At 44.4% G+C, this 21,300-nt stretch carries 13 protein-coding genes; 9 read left to right on the top strand and 4 right to left on the bottom strand.

The window, feature by feature from the left end; all coding sequences use genetic code 11:
• Nucleotides 1–2 precede the first annotated feature (2 nt).
• The 5 genes from ABID99_RS17350 (at nt 3) to ABID99_RS17330 (ending at nt 11,662) form a co-directional block, all read left to right on the top strand.
• Complete coding sequence (locus ABID99_RS17350) at nt 3–914, top strand: hypothetical protein (RefSeq protein ID WP_373614533.1); 912 nt, start codon at nt 3–5, stop codon at nt 912–914.
• Entirely contained in the window at nt 904–3,663 is a 2,760-nt protein-coding gene (locus tag ABID99_RS17345) for a DEAD/DEAH box helicase family protein (protein WP_373614532.1), read from the top strand. The genes ABID99_RS17350 and ABID99_RS17345 overlap by 11 nt, the downstream gene beginning before the upstream one ends.
• A gap of 23 nt (nt 3,664–3,686) precedes the next feature.
• Nucleotides 3,687–8,537: a DEAD/DEAH box helicase gene (locus tag ABID99_RS17340; protein ID WP_373614531.1), complete on the top strand. Its 4,851-nt coding sequence runs from the start codon at nt 3,687–3,689 to the stop codon at nt 8,535–8,537.
• Between the two features lie 166 nt (nt 8,538–8,703).
• The gene (locus ABID99_RS17335; RefSeq protein ID WP_373614530.1) at nt 8,704–10,605 is read left to right on the top strand and encodes a Piwi domain-containing protein; all 1,902 of its coding nucleotides are present in this window, start codon (nt 8,704–8,706) and stop codon (nt 10,603–10,605) included.
• Nucleotides 10,606–10,612: 7 nt separating this feature from the next.
• The gene (locus ABID99_RS17330) at nt 10,613–11,662 is read left to right on the top strand and encodes an SIR2 family protein (RefSeq protein ID WP_373614529.1); all 1,050 of its coding nucleotides are present in this window, start codon (nt 10,613–10,615) and stop codon (nt 11,660–11,662) included.
• A gap of 1,175 nt (nt 11,663–12,837) precedes the next feature.
• Here ABID99_RS17330 and ABID99_RS17325 read toward each other — a convergent pair.
• Together ABID99_RS17325 and ABID99_RS17320 are read right to left on the bottom strand one after the other, a co-directional pair.
• The gene (locus ABID99_RS17325) at nt 12,838–13,242 is read right to left on the bottom strand and encodes a helix-turn-helix domain-containing protein (RefSeq protein ID WP_373614528.1); all 405 of its coding nucleotides are present in this window, start codon (nt 13,240–13,242) and stop codon (nt 12,838–12,840) included.
• 8 nt (nt 13,243–13,250) lie between these two features.
• Complete coding sequence (locus ABID99_RS17320; protein ID WP_373614527.1) at nt 13,251–13,634, bottom strand: helix-turn-helix domain-containing protein; 384 nt, start codon at nt 13,632–13,634, stop codon at nt 13,251–13,253.
• Between the two features lie 509 nt (nt 13,635–14,143).
• Here ABID99_RS17320 and ABID99_RS17315 point away from each other — a divergent pair.
• The 4 genes from ABID99_RS17315 to ABID99_RS17300 are packed head-to-tail and all read left to right on the top strand — an operon-like array spanning nt 14,144 to nt 20,470.
• Nucleotides 14,144–14,401 carry a hypothetical protein gene (locus ABID99_RS17315; RefSeq protein ID WP_373614526.1) on the top strand — a complete coding sequence of 86 codons (258 nt, stop codon included), beginning with the start codon at nt 14,144–14,146 and terminating at the stop codon, nt 14,399–14,401.
• 58 nt (nt 14,402–14,459) lie between these two features.
• On the top strand, nt 14,460–15,782 hold the full coding sequence (locus ABID99_RS17310; protein ID WP_373614525.1) for a TlpA family protein disulfide reductase: 1,323 nt from the start codon (nt 14,460–14,462) through the stop codon (nt 15,780–15,782).
• Nucleotides 15,783–15,806: 24 nt separating this feature from the next.
• A complete protein-coding gene (locus tag ABID99_RS17305) occupies nt 15,807–19,082 on the top strand; it encodes a SusC/RagA family TonB-linked outer membrane protein (protein ID WP_373614523.1) in 3,276 nt (1,091 codons plus the stop codon).
• 11 nt (nt 19,083–19,093) lie between these two features.
• Complete coding sequence (locus tag ABID99_RS17300) at nt 19,094–20,470, top strand: RagB/SusD family nutrient uptake outer membrane protein (RefSeq protein ID WP_373614522.1); 1,377 nt, start codon at nt 19,094–19,096, stop codon at nt 20,468–20,470.
• 44 nt (nt 20,471–20,514) lie between these two features.
• Here ABID99_RS17300 and ABID99_RS17295 read toward each other — a convergent pair whose 3' ends face one another.
• Together ABID99_RS17295 and ABID99_RS17290 are read right to left on the bottom strand one after the other, a co-directional pair.
• Complete coding sequence (locus ABID99_RS17295; protein WP_373614521.1) at nt 20,515–20,751, bottom strand: DUF6520 family protein; 237 nt, start codon at nt 20,749–20,751, stop codon at nt 20,515–20,517.
• A 111-nt stretch (nt 20,752–20,862) separates the two neighbouring features.
• Nucleotides 20,863–21,297 carry a MauE/DoxX family redox-associated membrane protein gene (locus tag ABID99_RS17290; protein WP_373614519.1) on the bottom strand — a complete coding sequence of 145 codons (435 nt, stop codon included), beginning with the start codon at nt 21,295–21,297 and terminating at the stop codon, nt 20,863–20,865.
• Nucleotides 21,298–21,300: the final 3 nt, after the last annotated feature.

Here is a 21,300-nt window from a genome sequence, read left to right as displayed (position 1 = left end):
CTATGATCCTATTGATACCCGGCAACAGAATTTGTCAAGGAAAACAAACACGGTTCCCTATAACAGGCTATAACCCTGTTCTATGGCTGAAAACTGAGAATGAAAATTATTCCGTCATTAGTATTGACGGATTTATCGTTAACAACCAAAATACAGTTAACGGGATATTTAAGAAACTGGAATATACTGAAGAAACACCGGGTGAAGATATTTCCTTGAATGATATCAGAACACTCGTCTCTGGCAATGAGCTGGCGCTTATCAAACAGTTGGCTGATGTCCTGCAATGCCGCTTTTATATTTTCATATGGCCGGAAAATTATCCGGAGGGGTACGACAAAGACCAGGCTTTGATCCACTCCATAACACTTACGCTGGAAGATGGGGAATTAAAGTTCAATACACACAGGAAAGTTAATCTTGATACGCTGGAAAAAGGGATACGAACCATGCGTGGCTTTACGTTCCGTCATGTAAAAAATCTGAATTCCGCTTCCTCAAACCTGGAATGCTATCTCGCCAATCACACCACTAACCCCTGGCCGGGGGATATTGATGCGATGATCTACAATTTGGGGACGGGGCGTTTCGAGGCGATCATCGAATTTAAAACACATAATATGGACGCCCCTGTACAGAATGAATGGATAGGGAAATATGGCGATGAGGACTGGCGCAGGTTCAATGTACTTTTCGACCTGATAGATAACTTTAATAACCGCCTGGGCTACCGGCCAAAACTATTTTTTATCGTTTGGGGGACAAATGCAGCCAACCCTAATCACGCAAATATTAAGGTCGACCTCATTGAACGGGGCCGGGTAATCAGGTCAGTGCTTTTCCCCCGGCCTCCCTACAATGTTTTTTCGAATGATCTATTCAATTATTTAACCGGCGTTATCAATGAAGTTTAAGTTTGATAAAAACCAGCCTTATCAGTTAGCCGCTATCCAATCTGTTATTGAACTGTTCGAAGGTCAGCAACTGAGTAATTCGGATTTTGAGTTTTCTTATACTTCCAGCGATAGCGGAAGCATAAAATTCAGCGATACAGGTATCGCTAACAACCTGATGATCACTGAAGATGAACTGTTGAAAAACTTGAATAAAGTACAGGTCGAAAACGAACTTCGTGCTGATGAGCTGTCGACCTCAATCGAGAAATTGTGGTATTACGATGATGGAAGACCGCAACTTTCAGGGCCCGATTCTATTATTGCAACTGAATTTCCCAATTTTTCTATTGAAATGGAAACGGGAACGGGAAAGACATATGTATACCTGCGTACCATTTATGAACTGAATAAAACCTATGGTTTTAAAAAGTTCGTGATCGTCGTTCCTTCGGTCGCTATACGAGAGGGCGTATTAAAGAGCCTTTTGATCACATTCGATCATTTCCAGGATATTTACGAAAAGCAGCCTGCGGAATTTCGGATGTATGATGCCACAAAGTTTACGGAACTGGCCAATTTTGCGAAAGGTAATTCCATTCAAATACTGGTGATCAATATTGATAGTTTTACCAAGGATGCCAATGTGATCAATCAAGTCCGGGAAACAGGGATAAAGCCGATAGAATATATTCAGCGTTCCCGTCCCATTGTGATCATCGATGAGCCGCAGAACATGGAAACCGACATCCGTAAAAGGGCTATTGCCAATTTAAACCCTTTGTTTGCGTTAAGGTACTCCGCGACGCACAAGAACCTGTATAATCTCATCTACAAGATAGATCCCGTAAAGGCATACGATCTCGGCCTGGTCAAGCAAATAGAGGTAGACTCTGTCGTGGCTAAGAATGACATTTCCGGCGCGTATGTCAGCATAGACAGTTTTAAAACTGCAAAAAGGTCGGTTATGGCTAAGATCACTCTTTTCAGTAACGAAAAGGGCGGCGTACAGAAAAAGCAAGTTTCCGCAAAGACCGGTGATGACCTGTATCACCTTTCTAAAGAATGGGATATTTATAAGGATGGCTACGTAATCAATGAAATAGATGCAGAAAACGGCTTTGTTGAGTTCTCGAGCGGCAAAATAATTTATCGAGGGGATGCAACAGGTGGTTTAACCGATCAGATACTCAAGGAGATGATCGACGCAACGGTAGAGAACCACTTTAAAAAGGAGAAAGAGCTTATGCTCCAAGGGATCAAGGTCTTATCCGTTTTTTTCATTGATCGTGTGGCTAACTACCGCAGTTATGATGATAAGGGAGCCGCGCAAATGGGAAAATTTGCTTTATGGTTCGAAGAGAGTTTCTCGAAATGGCAAAATATGCCAGCCTATCGCGGATTATACCCTTATGAAGGGAAAGATGTTCATAATGGTTATTTCAGCCAGGACAAAGGAAAATACAGGGATTCCAAGGAAGGTAAATCATCGAAAGCTGATGATGAGACTTTCAAGCTAATCATGCAGGACAAAGAAAGACTTTTAGATATTCACACGCCGCTCCGATTCATATTTAGTCATTCGGCATTAAGAGAGGGCTGGGATAATCCGAATGTTTTTCAGATATGTACGCTGAACGAAACGAGATCTGATCTGAAAAAACGACAGGAGATCGGCCGCGGCCTGCGCTTGTGTGTTGACCAGAACGGGGAACGTAACTTAGAACGTTCAGTGAATAGGCTCACTGTGATCGCCAATGAATCCTACGACGCTTTTTCCAAAGCACTCCAATCAGAAATTGAAGAGGACACGGGGGTGAAATTTGAAGGCCGGATCAAAAATGCCCGTGAGCGAAAGAAAGTACAGTTAAAAACAAAATGGCTGGAGGATAGCCTTTTCCTGGAGCTTTGGGAAAAGATCAGGTATCAAACCGAATACAAAGTTAACTATGATACTGATGAGTTAATCCGCAACTGCGTAAGCGCATTACAGCAAATGTCTCCTATTGAAAAACCCGTAATTTACCGGGAACGTAATGTCGCTAAATTCATACGGGACAAAAATGGTCACCTGATAGAGCTTGGAGGGGAACAGAAAGGGTCCAAAGAGAAAATAGTCAGGGATGCCCAATATGAAATACCTGATTTTATTGCCTATATCCAATCTAAGACGGAGCTTACGCGAAATACGATCACGCAGATCATATTAGCGTCGGGACGCTTAAAGGATATTTTCAGTAATCCTCAGTTATTTATGGATGCTGTCGTTAAAACGGTCAGACAGGAATTTGATAAGATCAAGATCAACGGTATCGAATATAAAAAGATCGGCGGGCAGGTGTATGAAATGAAACTGTTCGAAGCGGCCGAAATCGAACAATATATGGACAATCTTATCTCCGTTAAAGATCAGGCAAAAACACTTTATAATTATATCGTTATCGATTCCCTGAGCAGCCCGGAAAAAAAATTTGCGGAAGATTGCGAATCAAGAGACGATGTACTTTTTTATGTTAAGCTTCCCGCTAAATTCCAGATCAAAACACCCATCGGCCCCTATAATCCAGATTGGGCACTTATTAAAAAGGAAGACGGGGAGGAAACCAGGATCTATTTTATTGCCGAAACAAAAGATCATAAATCTGTTGTGGATAGTTCACTTTTAAGAGATAAAGAGCGAATGAAAATTGCCTGTGCTCAAAAACACTTTGCGGTAATTGACGATGTCCATTACCGCGTAGTAAGCGCTGTTAATGAGCTGAAAATATAACCTAACAATTTCAACCTTATTGCATGAACAATCAGTATTTTAACACACTTCGTGAAATCAAAAACAATGATGTAAAAGTCCTTTTAAAAAAATCTTATCGGGGCATTTGGGAAACCGCCATAAAAAAATATTCCGACTCGGCGCACTTTATCTATGAACTCTTACAGAACGCAGACGATACAAAGGCGAGCTGGGTGGAGTTTGAACTGCAAAAAAACGGCCTTTGGTTCAGGCATAACGGCTCAGTTCGTTTTACGATCTCCGATCCTGAGCATGAAGAACCGGATTCCGAAAGCGGCGCGCTTGGCCATATCAATGCGATCACGTCTATCGGTAATTCAACGAAGATCGATCAGCAAAAGATCGGCAAGTTCGGGATCGGGTTCAAGGCCGTTTTCGCGTACAGTGATACCCCGCATATTTATGACGATGCTTTTTCTTTCAAACTGGAGAATTATATCGTACCCCACGTGATCGACCCGGACGGAGTGAAACGGAAACAGGGTGAAACGCTCTTCTTTTTTCCGTTTAACCATAAATCAAAATCTCCCGACGAAGCCTATCAGGAGATTGAAGCAAAACTGGATAACCTGTTTCAGCCTATTCTTTTCCTTAACAACGTAGAAAAGATCGCCTGGCGATCCTCCAGCAAAAATGGTGCTTACAATAAGAAAGAAATCGAAGAAACACAACACGGGGGCATCACGGCGCAATTGCTGGAAGTGAACAGCAGTGCCAACAGTGAAGAAATGAATGAACAGCTATGGCTTTTCGGCAAAAATATTGTTCAAACTTCTACCAATTCGAAGTTCAAAATAGCTGTTGGCTTTTTTGTGCTTGATGGCAACAAGAAACTGGAGACTGGTTATACGTACGAAGCATTCTGCTTTTTTCCTACCAAGGAAGATACGAAACTTGGGTTCATCATCCAGGCCCCGTTCCTGCTAACGGACAGCCGGGAAGGTATTAAAACAGGCGATACCTGGAACACATCCCTGATCCAATTAATTGCCGAACTATCAGCCCAATCCATCGGGATACTGAAGGACATCGGCATAAAAAACTCTTCCTACTTTTTGGATGATTCCATATTGGATATTATACCCTACAATCCTAACGTTTATAGCCAGCAGGGAAATTCATTAAAAATATCTTTTTCACCTTTTCATACAGAAATAAAAAAAGTTTTTCAAACGCAGCAGATCATACCCGGTAACAAAGGAAAGTATTTTCTGAGATCCAAAGCCTATTGGGCGGCGGATACTGAACTTTCTGAGTTGTTCAGCGATGAGCAGATAAGCGATCTGTTCAATAATCCGGGAGCAGGCTGGGTATTCGTATCCAAAGGACAAAAGCAACTTAACCAGGCGAATAAACCTATGGAATCATTTATTGACGGGATCATTCAGGATACCATTGATGCCAAAAAGCTGCTGCGCTTATTTACGAAACAGTTTGTGGAAAAACAGACAGATGAGTGGCTCATTCAATTGTACACTTACTTAGCTGACCGTAAATATTTGTGGGATGATAAGGACAAACTGGCGGTACGGCAACCCATTTTGCTTAACCAGGAAAGAAAGGCCATTTCTCCTTTAAATGCTGATCAGACAGCCAACCAGATATTTCTCCCTGTAGACAGGGTATCCAGCTATGATACGGTTTATCAGCCCTTTGTTGACGATCCTCATGCACTGGCCTTTTTAAAGGCCATCGGTATAGACAAGCCGGACGTTCAGGCGGAAATTTTCAATGCTATCATTCCTGAATATACCAATGGCTTTGACTATGCTAACACAGATAAGATCCTACAGCACTTTGAAACTTTTCTGAATTACTATGATAATTGCTCCTCATCACAGCAAGCCGACCTTATTTTAAAACTCAGGGAAATCCCATTTATTGCTACGCGGAAAGGTAACGAATCCGGAACAGCTTTTTTTGTAAAACCCACAATTGCCTATTTCAATGACGAGAAACTGGAGATATATTTTTCGGACACTGCGGATATCCATTTTCTTGATGACCAGTTTTATGCAGAATTTCTATCGGGAAATCAACAACAGACCACAAAGCGCTTTTTAGATGATCTGGGCATCGCTATTTATCCACGGTTGTTTAGCGAGCAGCTGAACGCTGACACGGAGACCAAGGAAATGTTTGGCCTGGACTCGATATTGATCTCATTTAAATATGCAGACGATCAGGAGCTAACCGACAAATCCCTGGACGGATTAGGCAACGCGATCAAAAGTATCACTGAAGAACGCTCAGTTCTTATTTGGGAATACCTGTTGCATTTTGCCAAAGGGCAAACCGTAAGTTTATTAAAAAGCAAATTTTCAGGAACGTTCAGATATTACCCGCGCAATGCCAGCTATAAATACACGGCCAACTTTGATTCTACACTTGCTGCCGCGCTCAGAAATGATAAATGGTTGCTTAATAAAAACGGGGAATGGGTTTCTGCTGCTGAATTAAACATTGATGAGATCAATGCGTGTTATCACCTTGACGATCCTTATGCCGGCATATTATTAGAATATCTCGGTGTAACCAATCCGGATGCCGGTCTTGAGTTAAATGAAGAGCAAAAGAAAGCCTACGACCTCGGCAAAAAATTACTGGCTGAGAATATAACCACGGAAGAATTAAACAACTGGCTGGAAGATCTCGCCCGAAGAAGAAACGTTAATCCATCAGTAGATGAGTCTGCTGAACCGGATGATGAAATTCCGATAAGTGAGCACGATCTGCAAAAGACGCTTACGGGTATTAATAAGGGGATAAGAAAAGCCCGAAAGCAAAAAGAAGATCAAAGGAATAGAAATGATGGACAAAAAGAAGAACCAATTCCTTCTCAACCGGATCTGGCTTTTGAAGAAGCCGACATGCCGGAGGCAGATCAGGATGATTTCACCAAGCCGTCAGTAGACCTGGGAAAAAGGATCGAAAAGTTAAAGCTGCAGGCAGAAGCCCAGATCGAAGAACTCACGCGCATTGAAAAATTAACAGAACTCGCCAATACTTCGGAAAAATATTCCTATGGTTGGTTCAAAGCGCTCCTGGAACTCGAATACCTGAATAGCTCTGAAGCAAACGCACAGGGTAAACAGATATCTATACAATTTGCAAAGATAGAACTGGAAGCGGGAACTGAACGGACGCTGGTCCTTAAGCACCCCAACCGTTATATCCCGCAATCTATCGAAGATATAGGTGATATGCAGATCCGCATCTACCAGGGAGATCAAACGACAGCTGTAACGGTGGAGGTCGTAAATGTTAAGGAATATACACTGCGTGCGAAACTGAAAAAATCTGCGGACATAACAGCCATCGACCTGGAAAAAGTTTCAAGAGCCGTTATTGATATTAAAAATCCGGTTTTTATTCTGGAGGAATTGAGAAAAGCCTTTTACCAACTTCATTTAGATGACAACTTTAACCTACAGCAAAATCTAACTAAAAATATCCGGTTTATTTTTGGACCTCCGGGAACAGGTAAAACCACTTACCTTGCTGCTGAAGAGATCATTCCTTTGATGAATGACGACGAAGATCTGAAGGTTTTGGTATTAACGCCTACGAATAAGGCAGCAGATGTCCTCACAAAAAGGATAGTTGAAAAGATGGGAGATGACGAAAGTTATTACCACTGGTTGTTACGCTTCGGAACGACAGGCGATTCCGAGCTGGAGAATAGCGGACTGGTCGTTGATAAAAGTTTTGATATACGCAAGAGACCTAAGAATACAACGATCACCACGATTGCCAGGTTCGCTTATGATTATTTTCAACCGGAAGAACACGAAGAAAGGTTACATCTGAAATTTCTTGAATGGGATTACATCATTATTGATGAAGCCTCTATGATCAACATTGCTAGCATCGCTTATGTTTTGTATCAAAAGCCCCAAACCAAGTTTATTATTGCTGGGGATCCTTTTCAAATACAGCCTATCACTCAAATTGAGCAATGGAAAGATCTCAATATATATGAGATGGTACATCTGACAAGATTTGTTGATCCCGTAACCGTTCCCCATGCCTACGAGATCGTTAATCTTAATAAGCAATACAGGAGCCTGCCTACTATCGGAGCGGTATTCAGTCATTTTACTTATGGCGGTACACTTTTGCATCATCGCGAATTGTCCAGTCAAAAGCCCTTAAATATCCCGGGACTACCACTCCAGGATATCAGCATCATTAAATTTCCGGTACAGAAGTATGAAAGTATCTATAAGCCGAATTCTCTGAATAAGTCCAACTATCAGGTTTATTCTGCCCTGTTCGCTGTAGAATTTGTCATGCAATTGATCAGACATATCCGGCAAAGTCATCACGAAAAGTTCCGGATCGGGATCATTTGCCCATACAAAGCCCAGGCAACGATCATCGAGAAATTACTGGCAAGGGTTCATGACGATGACGAGAAAGCAGAAATATTAATCGGAACCATACATGGGTTCCAGGGTGACGAATGTGATATCATTGTGTCGCTATTCAACCCTCCATTTAACATTAGCAGACATCCTTCGATGTTTCTCAATAAACAAAATGTCTTGAATGTTGCAATAAGCCGTGCAAAAGATTATTTATTCATACTCATACCAGACGATCGAACGGACAGCGTGGAGAACTTGTACAGGATTAAGAAAATAGAAAAACTGGCACACACCCATGCTGCAGGAAGAATAGCAGTATATGATGCAGAACTGGTCGAAGAAAATTTGCTAGGCTCAAAAACCTACATTTATGACAATTCATTTGCCACCTCTCATCAATCTGTCAATGTATATTCCAAACCTGAAAAGAAATATGAGGTGCGCTGCGAAGAAATTGCCGTTGATGTACAACTAAAGCCCTAAATGTAAACGCCATTGAAATAGCATATGAAACTCAATTGCTTTATCAACCACAAATCAAGTTACCCGTCTGCAGGTAACTTGATTAACCTACCGGATGAAGCTATTTATTAACAATGGTTAAATTTCCCCGTTTCCTTATTACTTTTATAATAGCAATTTTTAATACATGGCGGGAATAAAGCTTAATTTTTTACCACTCAAAAAAAACAAATTTGAATTTTCGATTTACAAGCGTCTGAAACAGGATACTGACGAAAAAACCGATGACTTGTTTTTCTATCATTTAGCAGATGATGCAAATCCAGGTGCAAAGGCTCAATATGCTATCTCTTTTAAAAATTTTGATGGAGCGACTTTCGCCACCGTTTCATCATTTGAATCCATTGACCTTACCAAAAGGTATTTGTTAAGTGCGCTGGAATCCGAACTATCGGGTAAAGAAACTATATTTCCTTTCGAAGTTCGTCATCGCCTGGCGACACACCAGGTAGAATTTACAATAGGCGAAGTTCCGGAAGGGAAGAAAATTATTTACTTATCTCCTTACTTTCTGGAGGACCAATCTAAATTCGGGTTTATCATCGATTACAAGTTTGCAAAAGCACCTGACGTAGTTTTCGATAAAAGCATACAATTTCACAGTTTGAGCCTGGATCACCAATATAGAAGCAATAAAAACTTTTATGCAGACAAATTTCATCTGTTGGCAAATTTCATTGAAAAGACCTATAAAGATTGGGGGATAATTACAACTTCAGGGGGAGATGCCATTGAAGTAGCCGGACAGCTAAATGAATCGCCTGTTTTTTCCCTGAGTAAAAAAGAATACATTTTTAATAATAACAATACAGCATATTCGCAGTTCCAGGGTATCAAAAATTATGGGCCTTTCCGAAAGCTCGCGGAAGATGTCATTTTCGTTTTCCTATTCGAAGAACGATTTAAGTCTTTTGCCAATGAACTTTATCTAAGTTTAGTTGGAAAATCCAATCCCGGGACGTTTCCCGGCTTTGAACCTATTTTCAAAGTGACCATTAATGTACAGAACGTAAAACAGGTGCGCCTTGAAAATTATCAGCCTGAAAGTCTAAAATTGGCGATTGATAAGGTGAAAGAATTTCAGCAACCCGGCAAAAAAATCATCGGTATTTATTTAGAGGATTATGATAATGACCGGGAGGGACCGGCATCTCATGCGTATTATTTTTTAAAATATCAATTTATAAAGAATGATATTCCTTTGCAAACCGTTAACTACCGGAAACTTGGTGATAAAAATGCTTTGAAGTGGTCAACCTCAAATATCGCTTTAGCGATATTTTCTAAACTTGGCGGGATACCGTGGCTGGTGAAGCCAAACAATAATAATTGCTTGATCCTGGGTATAGGCAGCGCACACAAGAAAGATCCCAATACAAATAAGGTAAGCAAATATTTTGCCTATAGTGTCTGTTTGGATTCAAGCGGATTGTATAAAAAACTTGAGGTACTGGCTGATGAAGATAATCAGGAACATTATTTGGAAAGACTACAATCTAACCTGGTCAATTTACTTAAGTCTGATCTACTGGCCAATTATAAATCCTGTGTATTGCATCTACCCTTTAAAATTAAAAGAGACGAAATAAAAGCACTGTCACAGGCAGCACAGTCTGTGAAGGAGTTACAATTTGTTGCTATTAAAATCAATACTGATAATAAATTCTTCGGGTTCAGCAACCATAACACTTTTGTCCCGTATGAAAGTAACTTTATTAAGCTGGCTAAAGAACAGTATTTGGTTTGGTTTGAGGGTTTACAATTCGGAAGAGAGGTTGTCGATAAGCGGTTAGCTAGCCCGGTGCATATTGAATTTCTGAATATGGACAAAGAAGAAGAGCAGGACGAGAAAAGTTTCCTTCAGGATGTCTTAAATCTTTCCGGTGCAAACTGGCGCGGGTTTAATGCCAAGGCGATACCTATTTCTATTTATTATTCACAAATAATTGCGTCATATATGGAAGGCTTTGAAAATCTCGAAGATTACGAAGAGCAATCACTATCAAACGAAAAGCCGTGGTTCTTATAGTATTAAGATGGAAATAAAAGGTGAAGATATCGTTTTCTTACTTGGAGCAGGTGCCAGTGTGGAGGCCGGCATACCCATTTCAAATAAAATGGTTGAGGAAATTGAAGACTTGGTCAAAACTAATCGTGAATGGAAGGTCTACAAAGACCTATATTATTACCTGAGAAGTAGTATACACTATTCGGATGGTATAATGGGCAAATTTGCGGAGCCTTTTAATGTTGAACGGCTCCTAGTTGTGATCTCCCAGATCGAGGAGAGGGAACGTAATATTATGTATCCATTTATTGGTGCGTGGAATAGTAGGCTAATTGACTTGGCAGGTGTCAATTTTGAGAACGTTTCCAAATTTAAAGAGCTGATCAGGAAAAGGCTTTATGAATGGGTGGGCTTGCGAAATTATGAATCGGCCAGCTACTATCAATCCTTTAATACATTAGCAAGTGATGTTGGGACCCTCATCAAAGTTTTTACCTTAAATTATGATCTATGTTTTGAAACGGTCGTCGGCAAAGGTAAGGAAATCAAGTTAGGCTTTACAAAAAGTAGTAGCGAATGGCATTATTCTAACTTTGACAGTGACGAAGGAGTCAGCTTTAACCTGTATAAACTGCACGGTTCTATAGATTGGTATATCAATAATAACAAACTATATAAAAGTGAAAGATTAGAACAAAACCCTGAACTGATCTTCGGTATCATGCATAAGATGACCTCCGTCGACCCGTATTTTTATTATTCTTCCAAATTGCGCGAAGTTTGTTTTAATGAAGCTAAGATCATAGTTATTATAGGTTATTCCTATGCAGATGAATATGTAAACGTCATATTAGCACAAGCCCTGAACGCCAAAAGTAATCTTCGGATCATCAACGTTTCGCCGTGGAAAGAAGGTCTGGAGATAATAAAAAAAGATATAGCCCAAAAATTACATATAGAAAACCCTGATCAGATAATTCCGGTTCAAGCGACGGCAAAGCAATTCTTAACGGATATAATGAACAAGGAATATTTGGCTAGCCAACTCGCTGAACCCGACGATGTACCTTTTAATTAGACATAAGGATAATTAAGTTTTACTTCATTAATATAACTCAAAAGCTGCGAAAATGTGCATGTTGTGAATATTAAAGATTTGCAACGGAACATTAAAAATCCTCAAGCTGAGGATAGAATTGCATTTGCCAAAAGAGAACTAACAGTAATTTCGGAAAGTTTAACTGATTATATTATAGTTGGAACGACCCAATCATTAATGCTACAATGTAAGGGTTCACTTAATATTCATATAAGATAGTTCAAAATATTCTTAATGGCATACTTTAAGCCACATAATCAGCAGGTGCCATTATTTTCGACGTACTTGCACTCTGAAAAAGGATTGCCATCGCTGCAAAAAATGACTAAGGTAGTGCTAACATTAAAGATGAGAATGATTATTACAAGGGGTGAACCATCCCGCTTTGTAGTTAGGCGGATTTACAATATAATGCAAAACAGTTATTTGCAATATATCAACGACAAATAAAAAGAACATACCCTAGGACAACAATTACAATAACTGGATAGACCTTACCGATGACAGCAGTGAAGAATGGCTTTTTGAAGTAAAGTCCTTTGAAAGCAATATCCCTGCATCAGGAAGATATTGAGCAATTTGTGAATTAGTATGTCTGTTCGAAAGCAATGAGAATTTGATTATTATCATCGTTGACCCGAAGATACCGAAAACGGCTGGCTAGCGTTTCACCAAACATGTTAAGGGAACATTAGGTGCTACACGCGGATATTTACATTCTATTATCCCAATCATCCCTATGCGTATCACGATGGGGCAATAAAGATAACTGAACATTATCGTAAGTGCCCTAATAAATTAGAAGATGTCGCAAACATTCCATAAATTTAGCAAACCAATAAGGGATAACTAATAATTATCATATGTGAATATGGATAAAATAATCAATGCTGTAAACATCGCACAAGCACAGCATGATTTATTGCGGAAAGTCCCGCTAGCTATGTTGCAGTTCAGGGCACAATGGAAGGCGTTAAACGAATTGATGCATAGCATCATAAAACTATCTCAACTGAATTATTGTTGCTGCATACTTTTTACAGGAAACACATAAAAGAAACGCCAGGCTTAATCAGCCTGGCGTTTCCTGTTCCAACATAAAGTTATGGAAATGATCTCTATGAATCACACAATTATTTTTTCAACAACTATAGTTAATCCTTTCGCTTAAGTGCCTCATCTATTTTGCTTTGAATAGTAGAAAGTTGTTTTTCATATAATTCAATCACTTCCTTTAATGGATTATTGATAACATTTTCGACATTAGCACTAACTGTTGTTGCCGCGACGCCGCTATTCTCATAGAAATTTATAGTATTATAGAGTACTTTTTCTTCATTGAAGTTTTTCAATCCGTCAAAAGTGACGCCTAAAGCAAAGGCTATATCCTTTAATCTTTCATCGTCGATGTCTTCTGATTGTTCTATTTTCGATACAGCTTGCTTGCTTATACCTCCTAATTTTTCGCCCAAATCGGACTGCGTCATACCACGCAGTTTCCGTACTCGCTCTATCTTCCTGCCTTTATGAAGAGTAATTGTATTGGATATTATTTCCATAACTAATTTTATAATTTAGTTTCGATCAGTTTAGCCTTTTCTTTTTCACTTGCAAGTAGTCGTTCATACAATTCGATAATTTTTTCGATTGGATTGAATTCTTGCTGGATCGCGATTGAAGAATCAGCGAATGTATTATTCTCTACATTATTGTTGATGGTATAAATTGCTAAATTATCATCAAAGCTTTCAATTGCATCGGGGCTAACTCGCAGTGCAATTGCTATTTTATTAAGGATTTCGGCGTCTACATGTCCAGTTTGTTCTATTTGAGAAACTTCTTGCTGACTAATACCTACTTCCAATGCCAATGCTTCTTGCTTTATTCCTCTCAATGATCGAATCATTGATATCTTATAACCGAGATGTTTAGTTTGATCACTGTGTTCCATGGTAAATTGATTTCAAATATTGGTAAAGATATTAAAAGTCAACCAAAAAACAGTATAAGTCAACTCGTAATTATTATTTATTTATAATTTATACTGTATTTTAGTATTCATATGCAAATGACTACTAATGTGAAATATAGTTTTTTTTCGTCTGTTGAAATTTGTCATTTCAGGACGAATCGATTATATCACAGATTGCATTTGCAACTTCGCGAAATTGAAGCTTCGAATCTCTCCAAGAATCTTCATGCAACGATAATTAAAAGCCCAACTTAAATACCGAAAACGGCAGCTCCGTTAATAGTTAATCAAAACCGGCTGCCGTTTTCTTTCTTTTTGCCTGACCGTGAAACCACAGGTTTTTCACCGGAAGGGTTGTGCTATGTCGTTAGTTTATGGTTTATTTCCTGGTCGTATATGGGTGCTATAGTTGTGGATTTGAAAGATATGGGTGTGCGGACGCCGGAGCAGGCGGTTCGCGTATTTTTTGAAAGTTTCGGCCTGAAGAAGTGAGGGTAGGGCTGTGGGAGGCCTTTCGCGGGTTTGCCCTGGCATCGGGTTCCACAACGGGCAAAGCGCTGCCTGATATTGAGGATGTAGCCATGCTTTTTGATGGGCTGATCAGCCTGGTCAATGGTATTTACGATCTGCAAATTAAAACAAGCGGCCGCTGTGTGATCTGCGGGAGAAGGGGGGATGTTGGTCTTAGTGGAAAGGGTGGAAGCAGTGGTGACGATGATGATGATGATCCGCATAATGCGGGTTAGTGATCCGGCTTTGCCGGTTTGTTCTGGTTAAATAATTTATTTTTTAATGTGATTTAAAATGAAGCGATTTTTTTGCTTCCTGGCCTTGCTTTACTTTTTTTTCGGAGCGGGGGCACAGGAAAATACGGATATAAAGGCGGGTGCCGGCATGGTAGTTCCGCTGAAAATTGGGGATAAAGTGCCACCAGTGGCACTGTCCGGTTTGATCAATGGTGCGGGCTTATCGGGGAAAGACCTGTCGGCGTTTAAAGGTAAACTGCTGGTGTTGGATTTCTGGGCTACCTGGTGCGGCCCCTGCGTGTCCATGATGCCTAAAATGGATTCGCTGCAGGCGGTATATGCCGGGAAAGTACAGTTTCTTCCGGTGGCCTACCAGCATAAAACAGCGGTGGAAACTTTCCTGGCGAAGCTGGAAAAACAGAAGGGGCGTAAAGAGCAATTACCGGTACTTACCGGCGATACGCTGTTGGTCAGATTGTTCCCGCATTCGGTATTGCCGCACCTGGTCTGGATCGGCGCTGAGGGAACTGTGAAAGCGATTACCGATCAGGATGCGTTAGTTGGCACGGTGATCGAACGCCTGCTTGCCGGTAAAGACCCTGGCGTACGGATGAAAAAGGACGAGGCGATGACCTATGACCAGGGTTCGCGTCTTTTTTCAGCAAGTGACGGATCGGAGCCCGGCGTTTCCTTTGCCATCTCCGGCTATAAGGAAGGGGCGGGCCGGGGTTTCTATAACGATACCATGATCCCGGGTAACGGTGCCGACAGGCGGATAACGGCCCGGAACAATACCTTGCCGGAGCTGTACAGGCTGGCTTATGCCAAGCAAAAGAAAGAGACGGTGCTGGAACTGGCCGATACCTCCGTGGTATCCGCAGAAAAACTGCATGGCGACAGCTTCCTCGACTGGCTGAAACAGGGACATGCCTACTGCATGGAACTTGTATTGCCCGATAGCGCCAGGGCCAATGCGTATAACATTTTGCGGAAACGGCTGGACAGTTATTTCAGGGCTTATAGCGCCTCGCTTGAAAAAAGACATGTCAAATGCCTGGCACTGGTCAGAACGTCCGCTGCAGACAAGCTGAAATCTGCAGGGGGCAAGCCTGCCGTGGTACAGGATGCTTTCGGTGCAAAGTTTGAGAACTGTTACCTGCGTGTTTTTATGAGCCGGATGCAGCTGCCTTTGCAGTTTAACCCGCTCCCGCTGGTAGATGAAACGGGTTATACCGGCAAGGCCGACATCGAGTTGAGCGGTGACCTGTCGAACCTGTCGGAGCTGAACAGCGAACTGGCGAAATATGACCTCCGTTTTGAGGAAAAGCCCGCCAATCTCGAAATGCTCGTTATCCGGGATGCCGCTGCCCTTAAACCATGATGATCCACCTAAACCCAGCCAATCATGAAAATTAAACGTTTACGAACTGTAGCTGACTTTGTCCATCGCCGGTCCCCGGTCTTTCCTGTACTTGTGGTTTTGTTTTTCATTTTTTTAGTGGGGGCGTTTTTCCTGCCGCTGAAAGCTTGCGCGCAGGAAGGTACGGTCAGGGGACGGGTCGTTTCTGAAGCGGGTTCGCCGCTGCAGGGAGCCACCGTATGGGTGAAAGGAGGAACCTTGATGAGCCTAACGGATACCGCCGGGAACTTTGCCATCCGGTTATCCGGTAAAACCGTGCTGCTGGTCTCTTATGTCGGTTATATCCCGCAGGAGATCAGCGTGAGCGCAGGGGCTGCAGGCCCGCTGCTGATCGTGCTGCGGCCGATGGCTGCCGAATTGAAAGAAGTTGTCGTTTCCACCGGCTACCAGTCCATCCCTGCCGAACGGGCGACCGGCTCTTTCGTGCAGGTGGACAATAAGCTGCTTAACCGGCGGGTGAGCACCGGTGTCCTCGACCGGCTGGAGGACGTCACGCCGGGCCTGGTATTTAACAAAAACAAATCGGCCGGCGGCAACCTGATCAGCATCCGCGGGCAGAACACCATCTACGGGAACGCGAACCCTTTGATCGTCATCGACAATTTCCCTTATGACGGGGATATCAGCAATATCAACCCGAATGATGTGGAGAGCATCACCGTGCTCAAAGATGCCGCCGCAGCCTCGATCTGGGGATCACGGGCAGGGAACGGCGTGATCGTGATCACCACGAAAAAGGCGGCGTTCAAACAGCCGCTGCGGGTGTCCTTTAACGCCAATACCACAGTAGGCGGGGAGCCGGATGCCTTTTACCAGCCGCGGATGTCTTCTTCGGATTTTATCGATGTGGAGAAAATGCTGTTCGCCAAAGGCTACTACAAAAGCCAGGAGAACGGTTATAACCACCCGGCGCTGACGCCCGTGGTGGAGCTGCTGATCGCGGGCAGGGATGGTAAGCTGAGCGCTGATGAGGTTAACAACCAGGTGGACGCCTTGCGCGGACTGGATGTGCGGAACGATTTCGGTAAATACTTTTACCAGAAAAGCATCAATCAGCAGTATGCGCTCAACCTGAGCGGTGGCGGGGAGAACCAGCGTTTTTATATCGGGGGCGGTTATGACCTTAACCGGGATAACTTAACGGCCAACGGCTATCAGCGTTATACGCTGAACACCAGCCAGACGGTGTCCATGCTCAAAAGGAAGCTGGAACTGACAACGGCGTTCTACCTGACGGAAAGCAATAAGCAGCAAGGCAATGCCGGTACCGGACTGATCGGGCTGAAAACCGGTAACGGCGCTTCGTTGTATCCTTATGCGCAGCTGGCAGATGCCGCAGGTAACCCGCTGGCCATCGCCCATGACCACCGGCAGGTATTTATCAATAGTGCGGAACAGGCAGGCCTGCTGGACTGGGCTTACCGCCCGCTGGAAGAACTGCGGCTGGCGGACAACACAGTCAAAGTGACCGACTACCGCCTGAACACGACCTTGAGCTATAAGATCACAACAGATCTGTCTGCGTCTGTATTGTACCAGTACGGGCATACCATGACCACCGGCAGGATCCTGCAGGGGGAAGGGACTTATTATGCCCGTGACCTGGTGAACAGCTATACCCAGGCGGATGATGCCGGAGCACTGAGCTACGGTATCCCCAAAGGCGGCATCCTTGACCTCGCGAATACTTCGGCAACCAACCAGAGTTTCCGGGCACAGCTGAATTTTAACAGGAACTGGCAGGACAAGCACGGGCTGAGCGCTATCGCGGGTTACGAACTGCGGGATTTTCATACGGTGACCAATAATAACCGCTCCTATGGTTATGACAATGAACATGCCACGGCGCTGCCGGTCGATTATGTCACCCAGTTTCCGCAATACCCGGCACCGGGTAACGCGGTGGCCGTACCTTATTACAACAGCCTGTCGGACCTGACAGACCGGAACATTTCCTATTACGCCAACGCAGCCTATACCTATGCTTATAAATATACGGTTTCGGCCAGTGCGCGGCTCGACCGGAGCAACCTGTTCGGGGTGAACGCCAACCAGCAGGGGGTACCCCTGTACTCAGCAGGGATCAGCTGGAACATGGATAAGGAGGATTTTTATAAACTGGACTGGCTTCCCTATTTAAAACTGCGGGCAACCTATGGCTATAACGGGAATGTCAACAAATCGCTGTCCGCTTATACGACCGCGCAATACCTGGACGGTAACCCGATCAATACGATCTATGCCGAAGTGCGCAACCCGCCCAACCCGGACCTGCGCTGGGAACGTGTCCGGGTGATCAATGCCGGGCTGGATTTTGAGACGGCAGGGAACCGGATCAGCGGCACCATCGAACCTTACTGGAAAAGGGGAAGCGACCTGATCGGCGATATCGCTTTTGCGCCCTCTACCGGTGTCACGACTTTTCGCGGCAATACCGCCAACACGAAAGGCCGGGGCATCGACCTGACGATCAATACGCATAACCTCAGCGGCGCTTTTAAATGGCAGACAACTTTATTGTTCAGCCATGTGACCGACGAGGTGACGGGATACGCTTTTCAGCAGGCAGCCAGCCGGATCTCCACGCTGGGCGACAGCCAGGTATTCCCGGTGAACGGCAGGCCGTTCTATGCGCTGTACAGTTATAAATGGGCCGGCCTCGACCCGCAGACCGGCGACCCGCAGGGTTATATTGGCGGTCAGGTGAGCAAGAACTACGCGCAGCTCATTAATTCGGCAACGGCAGACAGTCTGCAGTACAATGGCCCGGCAAGGCCGACAACCTATGGTGCCCTGCGCAATACCTTTTCTTTCCGGCGTTTTTCGCTGTCGGTGAATATCAGCTACCGCTTCGGTTATTATTTCCGGCAGCAGGGGATCGCTTATAACAGTATCCTTACGGGACAGGGTTATTTCTTTGGCCGGTATGCTGACCGCTGGCAAAAGCCGGGTGACGAACGGCATACCAATGTGCCCTCCATGCCTTCCGGGCTGAATGCCTCCAGGGATAATTTTTATAACTATTCCGCTGCGCTGGTGGAAAAAGGGGACCATATCCGCCTGCAGGACCTGAGCTTCAGTTACACGCTGGACCGGTCGGCCTGGAAAGGCTCGCCCTTCCGTCAGCTGCAGGTGTATGTATATGCCAATAACCTGGGGATATTCTGGAAGGCGACCAAAACAAAATTTGACCCGGACTATGCGTCGGCTGCCTACCCGCCGGTGAAAACGGTAGCCCTGGGTATTAAAGCAGATTTTTAACAAGACAGGACATGAAAAGAATGACGACCAACAGCATCAATGGATTATATATCGTACTGCTTGCAGTCATGCTGGCGTCCTGCCAGAAAGGCTACCTCGGTAAAAAGCCGGATAAGTCTTTACTGGTACCCAAAACGCCGGCGGACTTCCAGTCCTTGCTGGATAATTTTAATGTGTTTAATGTCAGCCCGGGCTTGAATGTCATCTCGGGTGATGAACTGGCGATCCCGGACGAATTGCTGGACGGTTTCGGCAATACGACGGAAAAGAATTGCTATTTATGGGCAAAAGACCTTTACGGCGGCGAGCAGGGTTACGAATGGAACCTGCCCTATCAGCAGGTGTTTTACACGAACATTATCCTGGACGGGCTGCCTGCGGTTAACGGCAGTTCGCCGGCTGATGCCAGAAAGGTCAGGGGAGAGGCGCTGTTTTACCGGGCTTTTGCTTATTTCAACCTGGTCCAGGATTTTGCCAAAGCCTATGACCCGGCTACTGCCACCATCGATCCCGGGGTGATATTACGGCTGCGCTCAGATGTCAACGACAAACCCGGACGGGCGAGCGTAGCGCAGGTTTATGACCAGGTGCTTAAAGACCTTGCGGAAGCGGAGGCGCTGCTGCCGCTTACTGCGCCGTACCAGAGCCGGCCGGTCAAAGCTGCGGCACAGGCCCTCCTCGCCCGGGTTTATCTCCAGATGGGGCAATACGATAAAGCATTAGCCTGGGCGACTTCGGCACTGAAGCTGCACCCGGAACTGATCGATTACAATACGCTGGATGAATCGGCGGATATGCCGTTTCCGAATTCCCCGGCGGTCAGCAATGCCGAGGTCATCCTGTACACCAGGAATGCCGCCTATGAGTACAGCATTGCCAGCAATACCATTGTATCCCCGGAACTGTACGCCCTTTACGGGGATAACGATCTGCGGAAAAGTATCTTTTTCAGCGGAGGGGAGGTCAATTATTTTAAGGGAAGGTATACCGGGTCGGGGTATGACCTGTTCGGCGGTTTCGCTACAGATGAGCTTTACCTGATCAGGGCAGAGTGTTCGGCAAGAGCCGGCGATGGTGCATCGGCACTCGCGGACCTCAATACCCTGCTCATGGCCAGATGGAAGACGGGTACGTATATCCCCTATACCACAGGGAATGCCGGGAATGTATTGAGCCTGGTATTGTCGGAGCGGCGAAAGGAACTGGCCTGCCGGGGCCTGCGCTGGGAGGACCTGAAGCGGCTGAACAGGGAACCGGGCTTTGCAAAAACACTGGTCCATCTGCACGGGGGACAGGATTACAGTCTGGCGCCCGGGGATCCGCGTTATGTGTTCCCGATCCCCGCGCAGGAAATTACGATTAGCGGGATCGCGCAGAACGAAAGATAAAAAAAGACCGGCGCGGGGCCGGTCTGGATCAGGAAGGGCAGGCATTATTGGAAAGTGCCGGTTTCCTGGCTGACAGGGTTGCTTGGGTCCAGGTTCGGGTCCTGTCCGGCAGGGTAGGTGACGGTACAAATGTTGGATGAAGTGATACAACGGTAAGTACCTGTTACCTGTTGGTAGCCGCTGGCGGTCAGGTGCCATTTTACATTGGCAGGTTTTGCGGAAGTGGCGAATGCGGCACCGGTGCCTAATAATACCGCGATGGCGGCGAGGTTTAATTTCATGCCTTTCATGATGTGGGAACGCTTTATTGGATCAAAAAGCATTCAGAAAAACTTTGGTTAAGAAATGGTTGCCTACTCTTTTCGCAGGTTTTCGGCTTTCCCCTGTTTGGATCAGTCAGTTAATAGAGGCTGTTGCTTTCGTTCAGGAAGTTGCAGGTATATGGCGATCAGGTTCAAAATCAGGAAAAACCAGTTGAAAATGAGATGCGCTGTCCAGGACATGTGGCTCAGGATACCGCCGCAGGAACAAGGCATGCGGTCCCAGTAATGCAGCATCACCAGGGAAATGTAACCCGTGAAGGCAACAAGCAGTATTGCCGAGAGAAAAAGCCCGGCCAGTACCGTCCGCTTAAAGCAAAGAAAGCCGGCAGTTATGATCTCGGCGCCAGGCAGGAAATAAGTTAGGAATGCCGCAAAACCGTGTGAGAAGTTCTGATTGTATAACTGCTGCCTGAAGTCTGAAAAGGTCAGCAGCTTACTTAAAGCAGCATAGATAAACAGCATGATCAGCAGTGAAATAAGCAAGGATTGAATGGTTGTTTTCATGTT

It is taken from the genome of Mucilaginibacter sp. OAE612 (assembly GCF_041806395.1).
Classification (GTDB): Bacteria; Bacteroidota; Bacteroidia; order Sphingobacteriales; family Sphingobacteriaceae; genus Mucilaginibacter; species Mucilaginibacter rubeus.
The sequence above is the reverse complement of the archived record's forward strand: the minus strand, read 5'-3'. Positions and strand labels throughout refer to the sequence as shown.